The organism is Geodermatophilus sp. FMUSA9-8 (assembly GCF_037034165.1).
Lineage (GTDB): Bacteria > Actinomycetota > Actinomycetes > Mycobacteriales > Geodermatophilaceae > Geodermatophilus > Geodermatophilus nigrescens.
In genome coordinates, this window is the sequence record NZ_JBAGKE010000003.1 from 253,856 (window position 1) to 270,509 (window position 16,654).

A 16,654-nucleotide genomic window follows, 5' to 3' on the forward strand; every position below is an offset into this window, starting at 1 on the left:
CACCGTGCGCAGCCCCTCGGAGGCGCCGTAGACCGCGGCGCCGAGCCCGGCCGGGCCGCCGCCGACGACGACGAGGTCGAAGAAGTCGGTGCTCGGCTCGACGGTCAGCCCGACCGCGGCGGCGAGCTCGGCCTCGGTGGGCGCCAGCAGCGCGTCCCCGCCCGGCGGCACGACGAGCGGCACGTCCTCCGGCGCGGCCCCGGCCGCGGCGAGCAGCCGCCGGCCCTCGGGCTCCTCGACGCTGTACCAGTGGTAGGGCACGGCGTGCGGGCCAGGAAGTCCCGCGCGGCGAACGACGGCGCCGACCAGTGGTGGCCCACCAGCTTGACGTCCTCGACGGCGACGTCGGGGCTGGCCGCCCAGGTCTCGACCATCGCGTCGACGACCGGGTAGAGCTTCTCCTCCGGCGGCTCCCACGGCTTGAGCAGGTAGTGGTCGACGTCGACGACGTTGATCGCCTGGATGGCGGCGTCGGTGTCGGCGTAGGCGGTGAGCAGCGCCCGCCGCGCGCGGGGGAACAGGTCCATCGCCTGCTCCAGGAACTCGATGCCGTCCATGCCCGGCATCCGGTAGTCGGCGAGCACGGCGGCCACCCGGTCGCCGCGCAGCTTCAGCTCGCGCAGCGCGTCGAGCGCCTCCTCGCCGGAGGACGCGCGCACCACGCGGAACCGCTCGCCGTAGTGGCGGCGCAGGTCGCGGGCGACGGCGCGCGAGACGCCGGGGTCGTCGTCGACGGTGAGCAGGACGGGGCGGGCCCGGGCGGCGGGCGCGGGGGACTCGGCGGGCGTGGTCACGACTCCTCCAGGGGAACGGGGTGGGGGCCGGCGGCCGCGCCGCCGCCGGCCGGGATCCGGGGGTGCACCTGGGGCCCGTCGACCCCGCAGTGCAGGCACTCCTCGACCGGCAGGCGGCCGCCGGAGGGGCGCTCGGGCGGCCGGCGGACCGCCGCCGCGGCCACCAGCGCCCCGGCGGCGAGCAGCCCCGCGCAGATGAACAGGGCGGTGCGGAAGCCCGCCGCGAACGCGTCCGGGTCGGTGTAGTCGTCGCCGATGCCGGCGACGACCGGCACCACGGCGACGGCGAGCAGCCCGGCGGCGCGGGCGACGGCGTTGTTCACGCCGGAGGCGACGCCGGCGTAGCGGTCCTCGGCGGCGTCGAGGACGGTGGCGGTGAGCGGCGCGACCAGCAGGGTCAGGCCGGCGCCGAAGAGGACCGTGCCGGGCAGCACGTCGCCGACCCAGGAGGCGTCCTCGCCGACCCGCAGCAGGAGCAGCAGGCCGGCCGCGGCGACCAGCGGCCCGGCGGTGAGCAGCGGCCGGGCGCCGATCCGCTGCGCGAGCGCGCCGACCCGGGCGGAGAACAGCAGCATCAGCGCGGTGACCGGCAGCAGCGCCGTCCCGGCGACCAGCGGGCTGAACCCGGCGACCACCTGCAGGTGCAGCACCAGCAGCACGAAGACGACCCCGAGCGCGGCGTACACCAGCAGCGTGACGACGTTGGTCGCGGTGAACACCCGGCTGCGGAAGAGCACCGGCGGCACCAGCGGGTGCCGCGACCGGCGCTGGGCGACCGCGAAGGCGGCGAGCGCGAGGACACCCGCGGCGATCCAGGCGAGCGCGCCGGGCCCGCCGCCGTCGGCCGTCGTCAGCCCGTAGGTGAGCCCGCCGAGGCCCGCGACGACGAGCGCCGTCCCGGTCCAGTCCAGGCCGGGGGCGGCGGCCGGGTCGCGCGTCTCGGGGACGTGCTTGGCCGCCACCGCGACGATGAGCACCGCCACCGGCAGGTTGACCAGGAAGACCGCCCGCCAGCTCCACTCGACCAGCCACCCGCCGAGGAACGGCCCGACGGCGCCGGCCACCCCGCCCAGGCCCGACCACGCGCCGACCGCCGCCGCGCGGTCCTCCGGTGCGAAGGACGCCGAGATGATGGCCAGGCTGCCCGGGGTCAGCAGCGCTCCCCCGACGCCCTGCAGCGCGCGGGCGACCACGAGCGTGCCGACGTCGGGGGCCAGGCCGCACAGCAGCGACGCCGCGGCGAACCAGACGACACCGACGACGAACACGCGCCGCCGGCCGAGCCGGTCGCTGAGCGAGCCGCCGAGCAGGATGAGCGAGGCGAGAATGAGCGTGTAGGCGTTGACCGTCCACTGCAGGCCGGTGAACGAGGCGTCCAGGTCGGCACCGATGCGCTCGAGCGCGACGTTGACGACGGTGCCGTCGAGCATCGCCAGGCTCGACCCCAGCACGGTGGTGAGGAGGACCCAGCGCCCCTGGGGAGTGCCCATCCGCAGTCCGCGGTCCGGCTGCGGCCGGGACGTCACGCGGCGAGCCTTCCCCGCGGCACCGGGGCTGTCAACGAGCCCGGTCCCGCATGGGCGGGGGGCGCCCGGGGCACCCCCGGGGGTCCTGACCGACCGAGCCGAGGAGGCCTCGATGTCCACCGCCACCACCCCCCGCCGCCGCTGGCGCGTCGCCCTGGCCGGCGTCGCCGTCGCCGCCGCGTCGTTCACGACCGCCGCGTGCGGGTCCGACGTCGTCGACGACGACTTGCAGCAGAACGTGGAGGAGGGCGTCGACGACGCCGAGCAGGAGGTCGAGGACGCGACCGACGGCGAGGACTCCGACGGCTGACGCGGCCGGGTGCAGAGAACTCTTTGCAAAGGGTTCTCTGCACCCGTAGCCTCGGCGCGTGCCCGACCTGCCCCCCGAGGACACCGTCGACGTCAGCGACCCGCGCACCCTGCGGGCGCTGGCCCACCCCCTGCGCACGGGCCTGCTCGCCCTGCTGCGCTCCGAGGGGCCGTCCACCGCGTCGCGGCTCGGCCAGCGGCTGGGCGAGAGCAGCGGGACGACGAGTTACCACCTGCGCCAGCTCGCCGGCTTCGGGCTGGTCGAGGAGGTGCCCGGTGAGGGCACCGCGCGGGAGCGCTGGTGGCGCGCCCGCCACCGCAGCACCCGCTGGCGCACCGAGGACCTCGTCGACAGGCCCGGCGGCCGGGAGGTCCTCGAGGAGCTCACCCACCAGCTGCTCGGCCGCCAGCGGCGGATGCTGGCCGCGCACGCCGAGCAGCGCGAGGCGCTCGAGCCGGCCTGGCGCGGCGCCGTCTCGCTCAACGACTGGGCGCTGCGCCTCTCCCCCGAGGCCGCCGCCGAGCTGACCGAGGAGCTCAACGGCGTCCTCGAGCGCTGGCGGGCGACCCGCGAGGAACCCGGCCGGCCGCTCGTGCACGTGCTGGTCGACCTCTTCCCGCTGTCCGAGGACCCGGGATGAGCGCGCCGCTGACGGTCCGCTCGGCCGGCCGGCGGTTCGTCGGGCTCACCGCCCTGCGCTGGCTGCCGGTGGGGCTGAGCGCGCCGGTCACCGTGCTGCTGGCCGCCTCGCGCGGGTTGTCGCCGGCCGACGTCGGCGTCGTGATCGCCGTCTACTCCGTCGTCGTCCTGGTGCTGGAGCTGCCGACCGGAGGCCTCGCCGACTCCCTCGGCACCCGGCCGGTGCTGGTCGCCTCCGCCGTGTTCAGCACCGCCGGCCTGGTCGCCCTCGGGTTCGCGGACAGCGTGGTCGCGTTCGCGGTCGCGGAGGCGCTGCGCGGCGTCGGGCGGGCGCTGGACTCCGGCCCACTGGAGGCCTGGTACGTCGACACGGTCCGCGCCGCCGACCCGGACGCCGACGTCGCGCCGGGCCTGTCCCGCGCCGGCGCGGCCGACGGCGCGGGCCTGTGCCTCGGCGCCGTCGTCGGGGGCCTGCTGCCCCTGCTGTCCGGCCGGGCCGGCGACGACGCCCTCGTCCTGCCGGTGCTCGCCGCGGCGGTGCTCACGGCCGTGTCCGCGATCGCGGTGGCGCTGCTCGTCGTCGACCCGCCCGGGACCCCGCGCCGGCGCCTGGCGGACGCGGGGGCCGGCGTGCGGGCCGTGCCCGCCGTCGTCCGGGACACCGCCCGGCTGGTCGCCCGCGACCGGCTCCTGCGGCGGGTGCTCGCGGTCTCGCTGCTGGTCGGCGCGGTGCTGTCCACGCTGGAGCTGCTCGGCCCGCTCTACGCCGCGGAGCTGACCGGCAGCGGCGCGTCCGGGGCCACGCTGTTCGGCGTGGTCATGGCCGTGTCGTTCGCGGCCGCCGGGCTCGGGGCGCTGCTCGCGCCGGCCGCGCGCCGGCTGGCCCGGGGCTCCGGTCCCGCGGCCGCGGCCGGGCTGGCCGCGGTGGGGGCGCTCGCGATCGCGGCGGTGCCCCTGGCCGGACCGGTCGCCCTGACCGCCCTGTTCGCCGTGTTCTACGTGGGCAACGCCGCCGCCTGGCCGCTGTGGAAGTCGGTGCTCCACGGGCGCGTGGGCGCGGGGCGGCGGGCCACGGCGCTGTCGGCGTCGTCGTTCGCGCTGCAGATCGGGGCGCTCGGCGGCTCCCTCGGCCTGGCCCGGCTGGCCGACGCCGCGGGGCTGTCGGCCGGCTTCCTGGGCGCCGCCGTCGCCGCGCTGCTCACCGGGCTCGTGTCGCTGGGGCTGCGGTCCCGGTCACCGGTTGCCGCGTCGCGCACCGGGTAGCGGCGGTTCATGGCTGAGCTCCCCCAGGCACACCTGAAGGGCCTGCGCGTCGCGGTCACCGGCGCCAGCGGCAACGTCGGCACCGCGCTGCTGCGCCGGCTGACCGCACCGGGCAGCGGGGTGGCGGAGGTCCGCGGCCTGGCCCGCCGGCAGCCGCCGGACACCGAGCCCTACTCGTCGGTGACCTGGTACCACGCCGACCTGGGCGAGACCGCGAGCGAGCAGGCGCTCACCAACCTGCTCGAGGACGTCGACGCCGTCGTGCACCTGGCGTGGGCGCTGCAGCCCGGGCGGAAGAGCGACGAGCTGCACAAGGCGAACGTCGACGGCACCCGGCGGGTGATGCGGTCCGCCGTCGCGGCGGGGGTGCAGCACGTCGTGCACATGTCGTCGCTGGGCGCGTACGCCGCGGGCGGGGGCGCCCGGCCGGTGACCGAGGACTGGCCGGTCACCGGCATCCCGTCGTCGCAGTACAGCCGGCAGAAGTCCGAGGCCGAGCGCGTGGTGCGCGAGGTGGTGGGCCGCAAGCAGGACGTCACGCTCACCGTCGTCCGCCCCACCCTGGTGCTGCAGCCCGAGGCGGCCAGCGAGATCGGCCGCTACTTCCTCGGCCCGCTGCTGTTCGGCGCCGCGCGCCTGGTGCCCGCGCAGGTGGCGTCGGTGTTGCCGCTCCCCCTGCCGTCGCTGCGGGTGGGGCTCGTGCACGCCGACGACGTCGCCGACGCGATCACCCGCATGCTCGACCGGCGCGCGCCCGGCCCGTTCAACCTCTCCGCCGACCCGGCGCTCGACGCCGACGGCCTGGCCCGCGCGCTCGGGACCACGCGGATCCCCGTGCCGGCCGCGGTGCTGCGTGCCGGGCTGACGGCGGCCTTCCGCGCGCACCTGACGCCCACGGAGCCGGGCTGGCTCGACCTCGGCCTGCAGTCGCCGGTGCTGGAGACCGCGCGCGCCCGCACGCAGCTGGGCTGGCAGCCGGCCCACCGCGGCGACGACGTGCTGCGCCAGTTCGTCACCGCGCTCGCCCGGGGCGACGGCGGCCCCGGGCCGCTGCTGAGCGCCTCCGGCGGCCGCGAGCACGACCCGGCCGGAGACCCGCGCAACGTGCCGAACCGCCGCCCCGACTGAGGTGCCGGCGCGCCGCTGACCAGCGGTTCTCGCCTGTCCACAGGGGTTGAGCACGCCTCCGTTCGAACCTATGATCGAAGTCGTGACGACGGTCCTGCCCGCTCCCGCCGGGGCGCCTGCCGTGGGGTGGGCGTCCGGGCCGCTGGGGCTGGTGCAGGCGTGTGACCGGGAGGTGTCGCGGCGGTCGGCGCTGCGGTACCGAGCGGTGGCGGCGTTCGCGCTCTCCCGTCCCGCGTCGGTGGACCGGCCGCAGGGCACGCGCGGGGCGATGGCGGCGGACCGGTGGGCGGTGCGGCCGGAGCTGCTGCGGTCGGTGAGCGAGTGGGCCACCCAGGAGCTGTCGATCGCCCTGTCGTTGACCGCGACCGCGGCCGAGTCCCTGCTGACCACCTCCCTCACCCTGGTGCACCGGCTACCGGCGACACTCGATGCGCTGGAGTCCGGTGCCGTCCACGGCGGGCACGTCACCGCGATGCTCGACCACGTCGCCCCCGTCGCTGACGACACGGTCCGCGCGAAATTGGAGCGGGACCTGCTCGCCTGGGCCACCCGCCGCGGCGCGGTGTGCACGCCGGCGCAGCTGCGGGACAAGGCGCGGCGCGAGGTGCTCAAGCGCAAGGCCCGCTCCGCGGCCGAGGATCTCGCCCGCGCCATCACGCGCCGCGGGCTGTCCTGCCGGCCCGACTCCTGCGACGGCATGGCGGTCGTCTCCGCGCTGCTCACGACGCCCGAGGCGGCGGCCCTGCTGGCGGCGCTCGGCGCGTACGCCGACGCGCTGCCCGACGACGGGCGCACCCGCGGGCAGAAGATGGCCGACGCCCTGCTCGACCTGGTGCTGCGGCCCGGCGAGAACGGCCTGTCCCCGGTGCAGGTGGTGCTCACCGTCGTGGCACCGGTCGGTGCGCTGCTCGGTGGTGACCAGCCGTGCGAGATCGACGGCCAGGTCGTCCCCGCCGAGGTCGTCCGCGCGCTCCTCTCCGCCCTCACCGGCGCCCGCATCACCGCCGCTGAGGATGCCGCGGCACCCGCCGAGGATGCCGTGCCCGAGGACACCGCGACCGAGGACACCGCGACCGAGGACACCGCGACCGAGGACACCGCGACCGAGGACACCGCGACCGAGGACACCGCGACCGAGGACACCGCTGTCGAGCACCCGGCGGCCGGCGACCCCGAGGACACGGTGCCGGATGTCCCCGCAGACGCGACCGCCGAGACCCTCGCCGACGGCTGGGACGAGCCCATCCCGGCAGAGGTCCTCGAGCGATGGGCCGCCGAGGAGGACGCCCGCACCGCCGAGACCCTCCCCGACGGCTGGGACGATCCGATCCCCGAACAGGTGCTCATCCGGTGGGCCGCCGAAGAGGACGCCCGCGTGGCCGGGCAGCCACCGCCCGGATGGTCACCACCCCGGGACGACCTCGATCCCGACGACCACGCCGACCACCCCGAGGACCGGGCCGACCACGACCCGGACCCGCCGCCCGACCGCCCCGGCCCACCCGAACCCGACGGCTGGTGGGCCCGCGCCGATGACGCCGTGAACGACGCCGGCGCCGCGCTGCTCGACGCCGATCAGGCGATCGGGCGTGCCCGCCGCCTGGTGGCCACCGCCGAGCGCGCCGACGCGAGTGACGAGGGCGCCTGGGAGGACAGCCCGGCCGGCCGCGTCACCTCAGCGGCCGACGCGGTCACCGCACTCACCGCGGCCACCGATGACACCCGGCTCGACCTGGCCGACCTGCTCGGCCGCACCGCCGGCGGCGGGCTCGCCGACAGGCCGCGGATCGCCGTCACCCACGCCCTCACCGGCGCCCTGCTCACCCTCACCGACCTACCGGAGCTGCGCCGCGCCACCCGCGCCGGCACCGGCCTGCACGCACCCAGCGAGACCGACGGCTACCGGCCGGCCGCCGCCCTCGACCGGCACGTCCGCGCCCGCGACCGCCGCTGCCGCTTCCCCGGCTGCCGCCGCCCCGTGCCCAAGCGCGGCGAGCTCGACCACGCCACCCCCTGGCCGCTCGGCGCCACCACCGCAGCCAACCTCACCGGCTTCTGCACCGGCCACCACCGCGGCAAGCACCAGGCACCCGGCTGGCACCACGACCTGCAGCCCCACGGCACCCTTACCGTCACCACCCCCAGCGGCCTCACCGCGAGCACGGAGCCCCCGCCCTACTGAGGGCGACGGGGAACCGTCAGCTCCGGCTGGTCCAGGCGCCCACCGACCGGCCGGTGGCGGCGAACACGTCCGCGGCCTGCTCGGCGCGCAGCGCCACGAACAGGCCCTCCGCCTCGGCGAGCACCACCTCGGGACTGTCCTCGGCCACCAGCCGGGCGTGCGCCGTCGTCCGCCGGCCGACGGTCTCCCCCATCTCCGCGGTGAGCAGCAGCGGGACGCCCAGGTGCACCGGCCGCCGGTAGCGGACGGTCAGCGTGGCCGTCAGCCCACCCCGCCCGGCCGCGCGCAGGGCGCGGGCGAGCACGTGATCGAGCAGCGTGGCCACCACCCCGCCGTGCACCAGCCCGGGCGGCCCCTCGTGCGGCTTGCCCGCGGTGACCCGGCCGGTCGCCCGCCCGTCGGGGCTGTCGGTGGCGACGAGCGGCGGCGCCACCGGGCTGCCCGGCCCGTACACCGGGCTGTACCAGCGCTCCCCCGTCTCCGGGTCGTCGACGCGGGCGATGTCGTGCAGGCCGCGACCCGCGGTGCGCAGCCGCGCGGCCAGCTCCCGCGCGGCGGCCGCCGCGGCCTCGAGCTCGGCGTCGGGCACCTCGGTCCGCACGGCGGCGTCGACCAGCTCGCGCAGCGCGTCACCCAGCTCGCCGACCGCAGCCCGCCGGGCGGCGCGCCCCTCCGGCGTGAGCGGCTCAGCCACGCGGCATGCCGGCCGCGCGCAGCAGCCCGCTGCCGACGATCACCCGCTGCACCTCGCTGGTGCCCTCGTAGAGCCGGTAGAGGCGGGCGTCGCGGTAGAAGCGCTCCACCGGCGTCGTCCGCAGGTAGCCCAGCCCGCCGTGCACCTGGACGGCGCGGTCGGTGGCCCGGCCCACCATCTCGCTGCACCACAACTTCGCCGACGACGGCCCGATCGAGGTGTCCTCGCCGGAGTCGTACCGCGCGGCCACCTCGCGCACCATCGCCCGGCCGGCCACCGTCTCCGCGTGCATGTCCGCGATCAGCGCCTGCACCAGCTGGAACCGGCCGATCGGGGCACCGCCCTGCTTCGCCGTCGCGGCGTAGGCCACCGACTCGTCGAGCACCCGCTGCGCCATCCCCACGCACAACGCCGCGATGTGCAGCCGCCCGCGGGAGAGCACGGTGAGCGCCTTCGAGTAGCCGCGCCCCTCCTCGCCCACCAGCGCGTCGGCCGGCACGTGCACGTCGTCGAAGAACACCTCGGAGGTCCACGCCCCCGACTGGCCCATCTTCACGTCCTTGGGCCCGAGCGTGACGCCGGGCGCCTTCGCGTCGACGACGAAGCTGGAGATCCCCCGGCCGCCCTTCTCCTCCGGGTCGGTCCGGGCGAAGACGACGAACAGGTCGGCCAGCGGCGCGTTGGTGATGTAGCGCTTGGCCCCGTTGACCACCCAGCCCTCGCCGTCGCGGCGGGCGGCGGTGCGCAGGCCGGCCGGGTCAGAGCCCGCCTCGGCCTCGGTGAGCGCGAACGAGCCGATCAGCTCACCGGCCGCCAGCCGGGGCAGGTAGGCCTTCTTCTGCTCCTCGCTGCCGAAGCGCGCGATCACCTGCCCGGCGATGCCGTTGTTGGTGCCGAACAGGGAACGGAACGCCGGCGTCGTGTAGCCGAACTCGAACGCGAGCTCCACGTCCTCGCTCATCGAGACGCCGAGGCCGCCGTACTCCTCGGGCAGCGCGTAGCCGAACAGGCCCATGTCGGCGGCGGCGCCGCGCAGCTCCTCGGGGATGCGGTCGTGGAGGTCGATCTCCTCCTCGCGGGGGACCACCACCTCCCGCACGAGCTGGCGCACCGCGTCCCTGATCTGCGTGAAGTCCTCGGCGTCCACGCCCCCATGGTGCCGTCCGGAGGCCCTGCGGACGACCGGGGAGGACGTGGGAGATGTAACACGGACGCCGGATGTTCCCCACGCCCGAGGCCTGGACGTTCAGCTACCGACCGAGCACTCCCCGTTGTGAGCTGCGGCTGCGCGCACTACGTTCGTCCCCGGTGCCCGAACCCAGCGGCGCCCGCTGTCCCCCGGAGTCCCCGTGCACCTCTCCGTCGCACTCGTCCCTGCTCCCGCCCAGGTGGTCGTCCGCCTCACCGGAGACGCCGGGCGGTCGACCCTCGACCGCCTGGTCGCCGCCCTGACCGACGCCGCCGGCCGCGGCACCGGCAGCGTCGTCGTCGACGTCGCCGGCGCCCGCTTCGGCGACGGCACCGGCCTGCAGGCGCTGGCCCGCTTCAGCGACACCCTCGCCGCGGCCGGCCGCCGCCTCCGGGTGGTGGGCGCGCCCGCGGCGGTCCGCCGCCAGGTCGCCGACGCCGGGCTCGGCGCGCGGCTCGAGCTCGACGGCCCGCTCAGCGGGCAGGACCCCGTGCCGCCGCGGCCGGACCGCCGGGTGCCGGCGCAGCGCCGGCACCCGGAGCCCAACCCCCTGCACGGGCGCGAGGCGCCCCTCCCGCCGACCGTCCCGTTCGTCCTCGACCGGCGGCGCTGAGCCCCTGGCCGGGACGCCCCCGGCCAGGACGCCGCCGGCCGGGACGCCCCCGGCCAGGGCGTCTCAGGTCAGGGCGCCTCAGGCCAGGGCGTCCAGGCGCGCCATGTCCTCGTCGGAGAGCGAGAGACCGGCGGCGCCCATGTTCTCCGTCAGGTGGTCGACCGACTTGGTGCCCGGGATGGGCAGCACCACCGGCGACTTCTGCAGCAGCCAGGCCAGCGCCACCTGCGCGGGGGTGGCGTCCAGCTCGCGGGCGATGTCGGCCACCGGGCTGTGCGGCGCGGCGAGGTCGCCCGTCGCGATCGGGAACCACGGGATGAACGCGATGCCGTTCTCCGTGGCGTAGTCGAGGACGTCCTGCGACTGCCGGTTCGTGAGGTTGTAGAGGTTCTGGACGCTGACGACGTCGACGATGTCGCGGGCGTCGCGCAGCTGGTCCACCGAGACCTCGGAGACGCCGATGTGGCGGACCTTGCCCTCGTCCTGCAGCTCCTTGAAGGCACCGAGCTGGTCGCCCAGCGGCACCTGGGAGTCGATGCGGTGCAGCTGGATGAGGTCGATGCGCTCCACCCGCAGGTGCCGCAGCGAGAGCTCCACCTGCTGCTTGAGGTAGGCCGGGCGGCCCACCGGCGTCCAGATGCCGGGACCCTGCCGGGTCAGGCCGGCCTTGGTCGCGATGACCAGGCCCTCCGGGTACGGGTGCAGCGCCTCGGCGATGACCTGCTCGCTGACGAAGGGCCCGTAGGAGTCGGCGGTGTCGATGAGGTCGACGCCCTGCTCGACCGCGGCGCGCACGACGCGCAGCGCGCCGTCCCGGTCGGCCGGCTCGCCCCAGACGCCCGGGCCGGGCAGCTGCATGGCGCCGTAGCCGAGACGGTGGACGGTCAGGTCGCCGCCGAGGGCGAAGGTGTCGCTGAGCTGAGCAGTGGTCATGCCCGGTGCCAGCACACCAGCCCGCGCAGGTGTTCCCCGGGGCGTGTTCGATGGGCGGCGTGGGCGAGATCCTGGTGCTGCGGCACGGCGCGACCGAGTGGAGCAAGAGCGGCCAGCACACCGGCGTGACCGACCTGCCGCTGCTGCCCGAGGGCGAGGAGCGGGCCCGCTCGCTGGCCCCGGCGCTGGCGCGCCGCACGATCGTCGAGGTGTGGACCAGCCCGCGGCAGCGGGCCCGGCGCACCGCGGAGCTGGCCGGGCTGACCGCCACCGGCGTCGACGACGACCTCGTCGAGCTCGACTACGGCGGCTACGAGGGCCGCACCACCGCCGAGATCAGCGAGCAGCTCGGCCGCGAGTGGTCGGTCTGGCGCGACCCGGTCGTCGCGGGCGACACCCCCGGCGAGACCCTCGAGCAGGTCGGCGAGCGGGTGGACCGGGTGCTCGCCCGCGCCCGCGCGCGCCTCGACGACGGCGACGTCGCCCTGGTCGCGCACGGTCACGTGCTGCGCGTGCTCACCGCGCGCTGGCTGGGCCTCGAGCCCGCCGCCGGCTCCCTGTTCGCCCTCCCCGCCGGCGCCTACGGCGTCCTCGGCCACGAGCACGCGCGCCCGGTGCTCACGGGGTGGGGACTGGGCTGACCTCCCCGGCCGGCTCCGGCGCGGCGGGCCGGCCGAACAGCCAGCCCTGACCCAGGTCGGCGCCCAGCGCCGCGACCTCGTCGGCCGCCTGCTCGGTCTCCACGCCCTCGGCCACCACCACGGCACCCAGCGCGTGGGCGTGCGCCGCGACCGTGCGCACCACCGTGCGGGCGCCGTCGTCGGGCAGCGCCGACACGAGCGCCCGGCCGAGCTTGACCACCTCGGGCCGGACGACGTCGAGCAGCGAGGCGCTCGACCAGCCGGCGGCCACCTCGTCGAGGGCCACCCGCCAGCCGCGCTCCCGGAAGGCCTCGAGGACGGCGAGCAGGTGGCCGCGGTCGGCGACGGCGGCCCGCTCCCCCACCTCGAGCACGAGCTGCCCCGGGGCGATCCCCGCGGCCTGCAGCGCCTCGACGGTGCTGGCGAGGTCGGCGCCGGGCTGGAGCACCGACGTCGGCTGGGTGTTGACGAACAGGTCGGCGCTCCCGAGCCACCCCGCCGCGCCCGCGATCGCGCACTCGCGGCCCACCCGGTCCAGCCGCGGCAGCCAGCCGGCGGAGTCGGCGACGAAGAACAGGTCCCCGCCGTCGACGGCCCGGCCGTCGGAGTCGGCGCGCAGCAGCGCCTCGTGGGCGACGACGGACCGGTCGGCGAGGTCGACGATCGGCTGGTAGGCCGACCACAGCTCCGCCTCGGCCAGCACGCCGACCTCCGCGGTGACCCCGCGCCGGGCGAGCTCCTGCGCCAGCGTGGGCGCGGTCAGCAGGCCCCGCACGAGCGCCGTGTACTCGTTCGCCGGGTCGGTGGCCACGCGCACGGACTCCGCCTCGGCCCCGGTCAGCTCCCGCGAGATCCGGTCGAAGAACAGCTCCACCCGCAGGCCGTCGCGCTCGTCGGAGAGGTCGAGCACGCCCGGCGCGGAGAACACCGACAGGCCGACCGCCCGCGCGACGGCGGCCACGGCGGGCAGCACGTGCTCGGCCGGGCTGGCCAGCAGCACCCGGGTGGCGGCCTCCGGGAGGTCCCACGTCTCGCGCCGCCGGGCCGGGGGCAGCACCGTGGACACCGGACTCGACACGCGCTGCAGGATGACCGACGGTGCGTCCCCCCGCGACCAGGCGCACCGGACGCACCAGATCCGGGACGCCGTCGCGCCGCGGGGCGACCGCGCGGGAGCCCGGAGGCCCTAGTGTCCCCCCATGGCCGCCGCACTGATCACCGAGCCGCCGGCACGCACCGGACGCGGAGGGCGCCCCCGCGACCCCAGCCGCGACGACGTCATCCGCGCCGCGATCCTGCGGCTGCTCGGCGACGTCGGCTACGGGGCGCTGACGATGGACGCCGTCGCCGCGGAGGCCGGCGTCGGCAAGGCCACGATCTACCGCCGCTGGCGCACCAAGCAGGAACTCGTCGTCGACACCGTCTCCGACCTCAACCGGTCCTGGACGGTCGACGCCGACACCGGCTCGCTCGAGGGCGACCTGCGCCAGCTGGTGCACCGGATGGTCGAGATGATGGCCAGCCCGGTCGGCGCGGCCACCCGCTCGTTGCTCGCGGCGATGCAGCACGAGCCGGCCCTCATCGAGGCCTACCGCGAGGGCCCGCTGGCGGTGTGGCGCCGCGCCTACGCCGACATGTGGGCCCGCGCCCAGGCCCGCGGCGAGGTGGGGCCGGAGATGCCGCAGTCGATCCCGGCCGAGGCGAGCACCGCGCTGCTGGTGCAGCGCTGGCTGGTCACCCGCGAGCCGATCGACCACGCCTACGCCGACGCGGTCCTCGACACGCTCGTGCTGCCGGCCGTCCGCCGCAGCGCCTGAGGCTCACCAGCCGAGGGTGCCCGGCTCGCCCTTGAACGGCCCGACGACCTCTCCGGTGATCCAGCCGCCGTAGAAGTCGCCGGCCTGGGCGCGCACCTGCTGGCCGTCGACCGTGGCCCGCTCCACCCGGCTCGGGTAGAACGCCAGCGCGCCGCGCAGGTGCTCGTAGCCGGCGGTGGGCTGCTCGTAGGACCAGGCGACGGCGGGGTACCGCCGCCCGTCGACGACGGCGTCCCAGTAGGTGGCCGCGCCCTTCCACTCGCACCACGACGACCCCCGCGCGCGCTCCAGCACGCCCGGGGCGACGTCGTCGCGGGGCACGTAGTAGACCGGCGGGTGGCTGGTCTCGCAGACCCGCACCGCGCGGGTGGTGTCCGCGACGACCCGCCCGCCGAGCTCAACGACGACCCGGCGCGGCGTGACCTCCGCCGAGGGCGGGCGCGGGTAGTCCCAGACCGACTCCTGCCCGGGACCGACCGGGTCGCGCCGTGGGGTGCGCACCGGCTCAGCGCGTGCGGCGCGTGACCGTCCGCTCCGCGCGCCTGCGCTGCCGCACCTTCTGGGCGACGACCAGCGACGTCAGCAGCCCGAGGCCGCCGATGGCCGCCTTGCCGGCCGGCGACTGCAGGAACCGCACGACGGCGGCCTGCCCCTGGGCCTTCAGGCGCGTGGGGCTGCCGCGGAAGGCCAGCTGGTCCAGGGTGGCCGCCAGCGACTCGCGGGCGGCGTCGATCTCCAGCTGGATCTCTCGAGGGTCGCGAGGCACGGCGACAGCCTGCCAGACGCCGCGCCGACCGGCCCGTTCCGGCGATCACGGGCACCCGGCCGGGCGATCCTGCCTAGACTCGGCGGCCACGCGGGAGTGGTGTAACGGCAGCCACGCCAGACTTAGGATCTGGTGCCCTCGGGCGTGCGGGTTCGACTCCCGCCTCCCGCACCCGGCCGGCTCAGCCCGGCGAGACGGTCAGCTCCACCTGGGGCGACGGCAGGTCCGGGTCGTCGGCGTCGACCACGGCGAGCAGGTGGACGGCGTCCCCGTCGGTACCGCGCAGCGCCAGGCCCTCGACCTTGGCCACGCGGCCCCCGACCTCCGGCACCGGCGCGACGTCGACCACGCGGCCGGCGTCGGCGAGCACGAGCGCGGTGGCCACCACCGGGCCGTCGTCGACCGCGTTGGGAGTGTCCTCCGCCGCGGCCGACAGCAGCTCGCGGCCGTCGGGCAGGGCGACGGCGTCGGTGACCGCCAGCCCCACGCCGGCCACCTCCCCGAGGTCGAGGACGTGCACCCGGCCGAGCGGCACGGCCTCCGCGCCGGCGCGCCCCTGCAGCACCGCCACCAGCGGCGCGAGCGGCACCTCGACGGCGGCGTTGCGCACCCCGGCGGCGAGGTTGCCGCGCTGGTACCAGCGCAGCACGTCGCCCGTCCGGCTCGCCCCCTCCAGGTTCAGCTGCCCCGCCGGCACGCCGAGGCGCGCGGCGACGGCGTCGTACAGCGGGGCGAGGTCGGCGGTGCGGACCACCGGCCGTCCGCCGTCGAGGGTGACCAGCGCGCCCCGCGTGCGCCGCGCGGCCGAGCCGGAGCCGAGCAGCAGCACGCCGGGCTCCCCGCCGGCCTCCACCGGGCAGGCGACCTCGAGGTCGGGCTTGAGCGCCTTCGTCCCGGCCGCCTCGGAGAAGCGGTCGGAGCCTTCGACCGGCGGGAACAGCCGCACCGGCCCGACCCCGCCGGGGCGCTGCCAGGCGGCCGACGTCGCGTCGTCCTGCACGACCAGCCAGCCGTCGCCGAGCGGGGCGATCCCCGAGGCCGCGGTCACCGGGGTGCCGTCGTCGAAGCGCAGCTCGCGCACCGCCGTCACGTCGATCCGCACCGCCCCTGACTGCCCACGCGGCCGGACGTGACACACCTGTCTTTCTGCAGGTCGGCACGCTGAGGTCGGGCCCGGGGCCGCTGCAGACGGCCGCGAGCCGTCGTACGGTCGGGAGGACCGCCCGGTCGTACAGCGAGGTCCGCCGGGCCGGTCCCTCTTCCCCGCACGCTCGTCCTCCGGACACGACCCGTCGGAGCCCATGACCTCCCCGCGCAGCGAGAACGTTCCCCGTCCCGGCCCTGCCGACGAGACGCCCGACGAGAAGGCCGACGAGAAGCCGGCCCGCCTCCAGCTCAGCCCCGTGCAGGTGGCCGCCGGTGCGCTCGCCGCGGTCTCCTCCGCGGTGGTGCTGTCCTTCTTCGGCGTCGCCGGCACCGTCATCGGCGCGGCGCTGGCCAGCATCGTGAGCACCGTGGGGTCGGCGCTCTACAGCGCCTCGCTCACCACCACGGGCGAGCGGCTCCGGAAGGCGCGCGTGCACCGGCCCGCCCCCGTGGCGGACCCCGCCGACACGACGGCCACCCGGGAGCTGCCCGCCTCCCTCGACCCTCGCCGCGCCCCCGCCCCGCGGCAGCGCCCCCGGTGGGTGCGCGTGGGGGCGTACGCCGCGGCCGTCTTCGTCACCGCGATGGTGGTCGTCACCGGCATCGAGCTGGTCAGCCAGCAGCCGGTGTCCGCGCTGGTCGGCGGCACGGAGACGTCCTCGTCCTCGACCACCATCGGTGAGCTGTCCAACGCCTCCTCCTCGCGCGACACCAGCGACGACCCGGCGGAGAGCGGCGGCCCCGCCGAGGGGACGACGGAGGCCCCGGCGAGCACGACGCCGGCCGACGGGACCCCCGCGGACGAGACGCCTGCCGGCGACGCCGAGGAGACCGGCACGCCGACGGAGGAGCCGGAGGAGAGCACCCCGGCGACGGAGAGCGGCAGCGAGGGGTCCGAGGAGACCGGGTCCGGCGACGACGCCGGGGAGACCGCGCCGGCGGAACCCACCACCCAGGCGCCGCGGACGGGGGCCGGCACGACCGGCGGGCCCACCGGCTGACCCGCCGGGGCG

18 protein-coding genes, 1 tRNA gene and 1 pseudogene are annotated in these 16,654 nt (G+C 77.0%); 10 read left to right on the forward strand and 10 right to left on the reverse strand.

What is annotated here, in order from left to right:
- Positions 1-15: 15 nt before the first annotated feature.
- The 3 genes and pseudogenes from WA616_RS08350 to WA616_RS08360 all read right to left on the reverse strand — a co-directional run.
- A pseudogene (locus WA616_RS08350) lies at positions 16-183 on the reverse strand (fused response regulator/thioredoxin-disulfide reductase); the annotation flags it as partial.
- Positions 105-794, reverse strand: a complete 690-nt coding sequence (locus WA616_RS08355) for a response regulator (protein ID WP_336028875.1) — start codon at positions 792-794, stop codon at positions 105-107. The pseudogene WA616_RS08350 and the gene WA616_RS08355, both read right to left, overlap by 79 nt.
- Positions 791-2,284, reverse strand: a complete 1,494-nt coding sequence (locus WA616_RS08360) for an MFS transporter (protein ID WP_336028876.1) — start codon at positions 2,282-2,284, stop codon at positions 791-793. Before WA616_RS08360 ends, WA616_RS08355 begins: the two co-directional genes overlap by 4 nt.
- A 148-nt stretch (positions 2,285-2,432) precedes the next feature.
- Here WA616_RS08360 and WA616_RS08365 point away from each other — a divergent pair, with 148 nt between their 5' ends.
- The 5 genes from WA616_RS08365 (at position 2,433) to WA616_RS08385 (ending at position 7,842) form a co-directional block, all read left to right on the forward strand.
- Entirely contained in the window at positions 2,433-2,630 is a 198-nt protein-coding gene (locus tag WA616_RS08365) for a hypothetical protein (protein ID WP_336028878.1), read from the forward strand.
- A gap of 58 nt (positions 2,631-2,688) precedes the next feature.
- Positions 2,689-3,270 carry a helix-turn-helix domain-containing protein gene (locus tag WA616_RS08370; protein WP_336028880.1) on the forward strand — a complete coding sequence of 194 codons (582 nt, stop codon included), beginning with the start codon at positions 2,689-2,691 and terminating at the stop codon, positions 3,268-3,270.
- Positions 3,267-4,532 (forward strand): MFS transporter, encoded by a 1,266-nt coding sequence (locus WA616_RS08375; RefSeq protein ID WP_336028881.1) that lies wholly within the window; start codon positions 3,267-3,269, stop codon positions 4,530-4,532. The genes WA616_RS08370 and WA616_RS08375 overlap by 4 nt, the downstream gene beginning before the upstream one ends.
- Before the next feature lie 9 nt (positions 4,533-4,541).
- A complete protein-coding gene (locus tag WA616_RS08380) occupies positions 4,542-5,660 on the forward strand; it encodes an NAD-dependent epimerase/dehydratase family protein (RefSeq protein WP_336028883.1) in 1,119 nt (372 codons plus the stop codon).
- Between the two features lie 82 nt (positions 5,661-5,742).
- Positions 5,743-7,842, forward strand: a complete 2,100-nt coding sequence (locus tag WA616_RS08385) for an HNH endonuclease signature motif containing protein (RefSeq protein ID WP_336028884.1) — start codon at positions 5,743-5,745, stop codon at positions 7,840-7,842.
- Between the two features lie 16 nt (positions 7,843-7,858).
- Here WA616_RS08385 and WA616_RS08390 read toward each other — a convergent pair whose 3' ends face one another.
- Both WA616_RS08390 and WA616_RS08395 read right to left on the reverse strand, forming a co-directional pair.
- Complete coding sequence (locus WA616_RS08390) at positions 7,859-8,536, reverse strand: PaaI family thioesterase (RefSeq protein ID WP_336028886.1); 678 nt, start codon at positions 8,534-8,536, stop codon at positions 7,859-7,861.
- Entirely contained in the window at positions 8,529-9,683 is a 1,155-nt protein-coding gene (locus WA616_RS08395) for an acyl-CoA dehydrogenase family protein (RefSeq protein WP_336028888.1), read from the reverse strand. The genes WA616_RS08390 and WA616_RS08395 overlap by 8 nt, the downstream gene beginning before the upstream one ends.
- Before the next feature lie 202 nt (positions 9,684-9,885).
- On the opposite strand from WA616_RS08395, the gene WA616_RS08400 reads away from it, so the two are divergent.
- A complete protein-coding gene (locus WA616_RS08400; RefSeq protein ID WP_083628309.1) occupies positions 9,886-10,338 on the forward strand; it encodes an STAS domain-containing protein in 453 nt (150 codons plus the stop codon).
- Positions 10,339-10,416: 78 nt separating this feature from the next.
- On the opposite strand, the gene WA616_RS08405 is transcribed toward WA616_RS08400, so the two are convergent.
- The gene (locus WA616_RS08405) at positions 10,417-11,271 is read right to left on the reverse strand and encodes an aldo/keto reductase (RefSeq protein ID WP_336028889.1); all 855 of its coding nucleotides are present in this window, start codon (positions 11,269-11,271) and stop codon (positions 10,417-10,419) included.
- 59 nt (positions 11,272-11,330) lie between these two features.
- On the opposite strand from WA616_RS08405, the gene WA616_RS08410 reads away from it, so the two are divergent.
- Positions 11,331-11,912: a histidine phosphatase family protein gene (locus tag WA616_RS08410; RefSeq protein WP_336028890.1), complete on the forward strand. Its 582-nt coding sequence runs from the start codon at positions 11,331-11,333 to the stop codon at positions 11,910-11,912.
- Here WA616_RS08410 and WA616_RS08415 read toward each other — a convergent pair.
- Complete coding sequence (locus WA616_RS08415) at positions 11,890-12,990, reverse strand: EAL domain-containing protein (RefSeq protein ID WP_336028891.1); 1,101 nt, start codon at positions 12,988-12,990, stop codon at positions 11,890-11,892. The genes WA616_RS08410 and WA616_RS08415 overlap by 23 nt on opposite strands.
- Positions 12,991-13,111: 121 nt before the next feature.
- On the opposite strand from WA616_RS08415, the gene WA616_RS08420 reads away from it, so the two are divergent.
- Positions 13,112-13,729 carry a TetR/AcrR family transcriptional regulator gene (locus WA616_RS08420; RefSeq protein WP_336028893.1) on the forward strand — a complete coding sequence of 206 codons (618 nt, stop codon included), beginning with the start codon at positions 13,112-13,114 and terminating at the stop codon, positions 13,727-13,729.
- A 3-nt stretch (positions 13,730-13,732) separates the two neighbouring features.
- Here the strand turns inward: WA616_RS08420 and WA616_RS08425 are convergent, their stop codons facing one another.
- Together WA616_RS08425 and WA616_RS08430 are read right to left on the reverse strand one after the other, a co-directional pair.
- Positions 13,733-14,230: a DUF427 domain-containing protein gene (locus WA616_RS08425; RefSeq protein WP_336028895.1), complete on the reverse strand. Its 498-nt coding sequence runs from the start codon at positions 14,228-14,230 to the stop codon at positions 13,733-13,735.
- A gap of 4 nt (positions 14,231-14,234) precedes the next feature.
- Complete coding sequence (locus tag WA616_RS08430; protein WP_336028896.1) at positions 14,235-14,495, reverse strand: DUF3618 domain-containing protein; 261 nt, start codon at positions 14,493-14,495, stop codon at positions 14,235-14,237.
- Between the two features lie 90 nt (positions 14,496-14,585).
- Here WA616_RS08430 and WA616_RS08435 point away from each other — a divergent pair.
- Positions 14,586-14,666: transfer RNA gene (locus tag WA616_RS08435), tRNA-Leu, on the forward strand.
- A gap of 10 nt (positions 14,667-14,676) precedes the next feature.
- Here the strand turns inward: WA616_RS08435 and WA616_RS08440 are convergent.
- Positions 14,677-15,597 (reverse strand): DUF6910 family protein, encoded by a 921-nt coding sequence (locus tag WA616_RS08440; protein WP_336028897.1) that lies wholly within the window; start codon positions 15,595-15,597, stop codon positions 14,677-14,679.
- Positions 15,598-15,796: 199 nt separating this feature from the next.
- Here WA616_RS08440 and WA616_RS08445 point away from each other — a divergent pair, with 199 nt between their 5' ends.
- Entirely contained in the window at positions 15,797-16,642 is an 846-nt protein-coding gene (locus tag WA616_RS08445) for a hypothetical protein (RefSeq protein WP_336028898.1), read from the forward strand.
- Positions 16,643-16,654 lie beyond the last annotated feature (12 nt).

Coding starts and splice junctions, on each gene's coding strand:
- WA616_RS08360 (WP_336028876.1), bottom strand. CDS start 2,284: ATGGGCACTCCCCAGGGGCGCTGGGTCCTCCTCACCACCGTGCTGGGG.
- WA616_RS08405 (WP_336028889.1), bottom strand. CDS start 11,271: ATGACCACTGCTCAGCTCAGCGACACCTTCGCCCTCGGCGGCGACCTG.
- WA616_RS08420 (WP_336028893.1), top strand. CDS start 13,112: ATGGCCGCCGCACTGATCACCGAGCCGCCGGCACGCACCGGACGCGGA.
- WA616_RS08380 (WP_336028883.1), top strand. CDS start 4,542: ATGGCTGAGCTCCCCCAGGCACACCTGAAGGGCCTGCGCGTCGCGGTC.
- WA616_RS08365 (WP_336028878.1), top strand. CDS start 2,433: ATGTCCACCGCCACCACCCCCCGCCGCCGCTGGCGCGTCGCCCTGGCC.
- WA616_RS08445 (WP_336028898.1), top strand. CDS start 15,797: ATGACCTCCCCGCGCAGCGAGAACGTTCCCCGTCCCGGCCCTGCCGAC.
- WA616_RS08375 (WP_336028881.1), top strand. CDS start 3,267: ATGAGCGCGCCGCTGACGGTCCGCTCGGCCGGCCGGCGGTTCGTCGGG.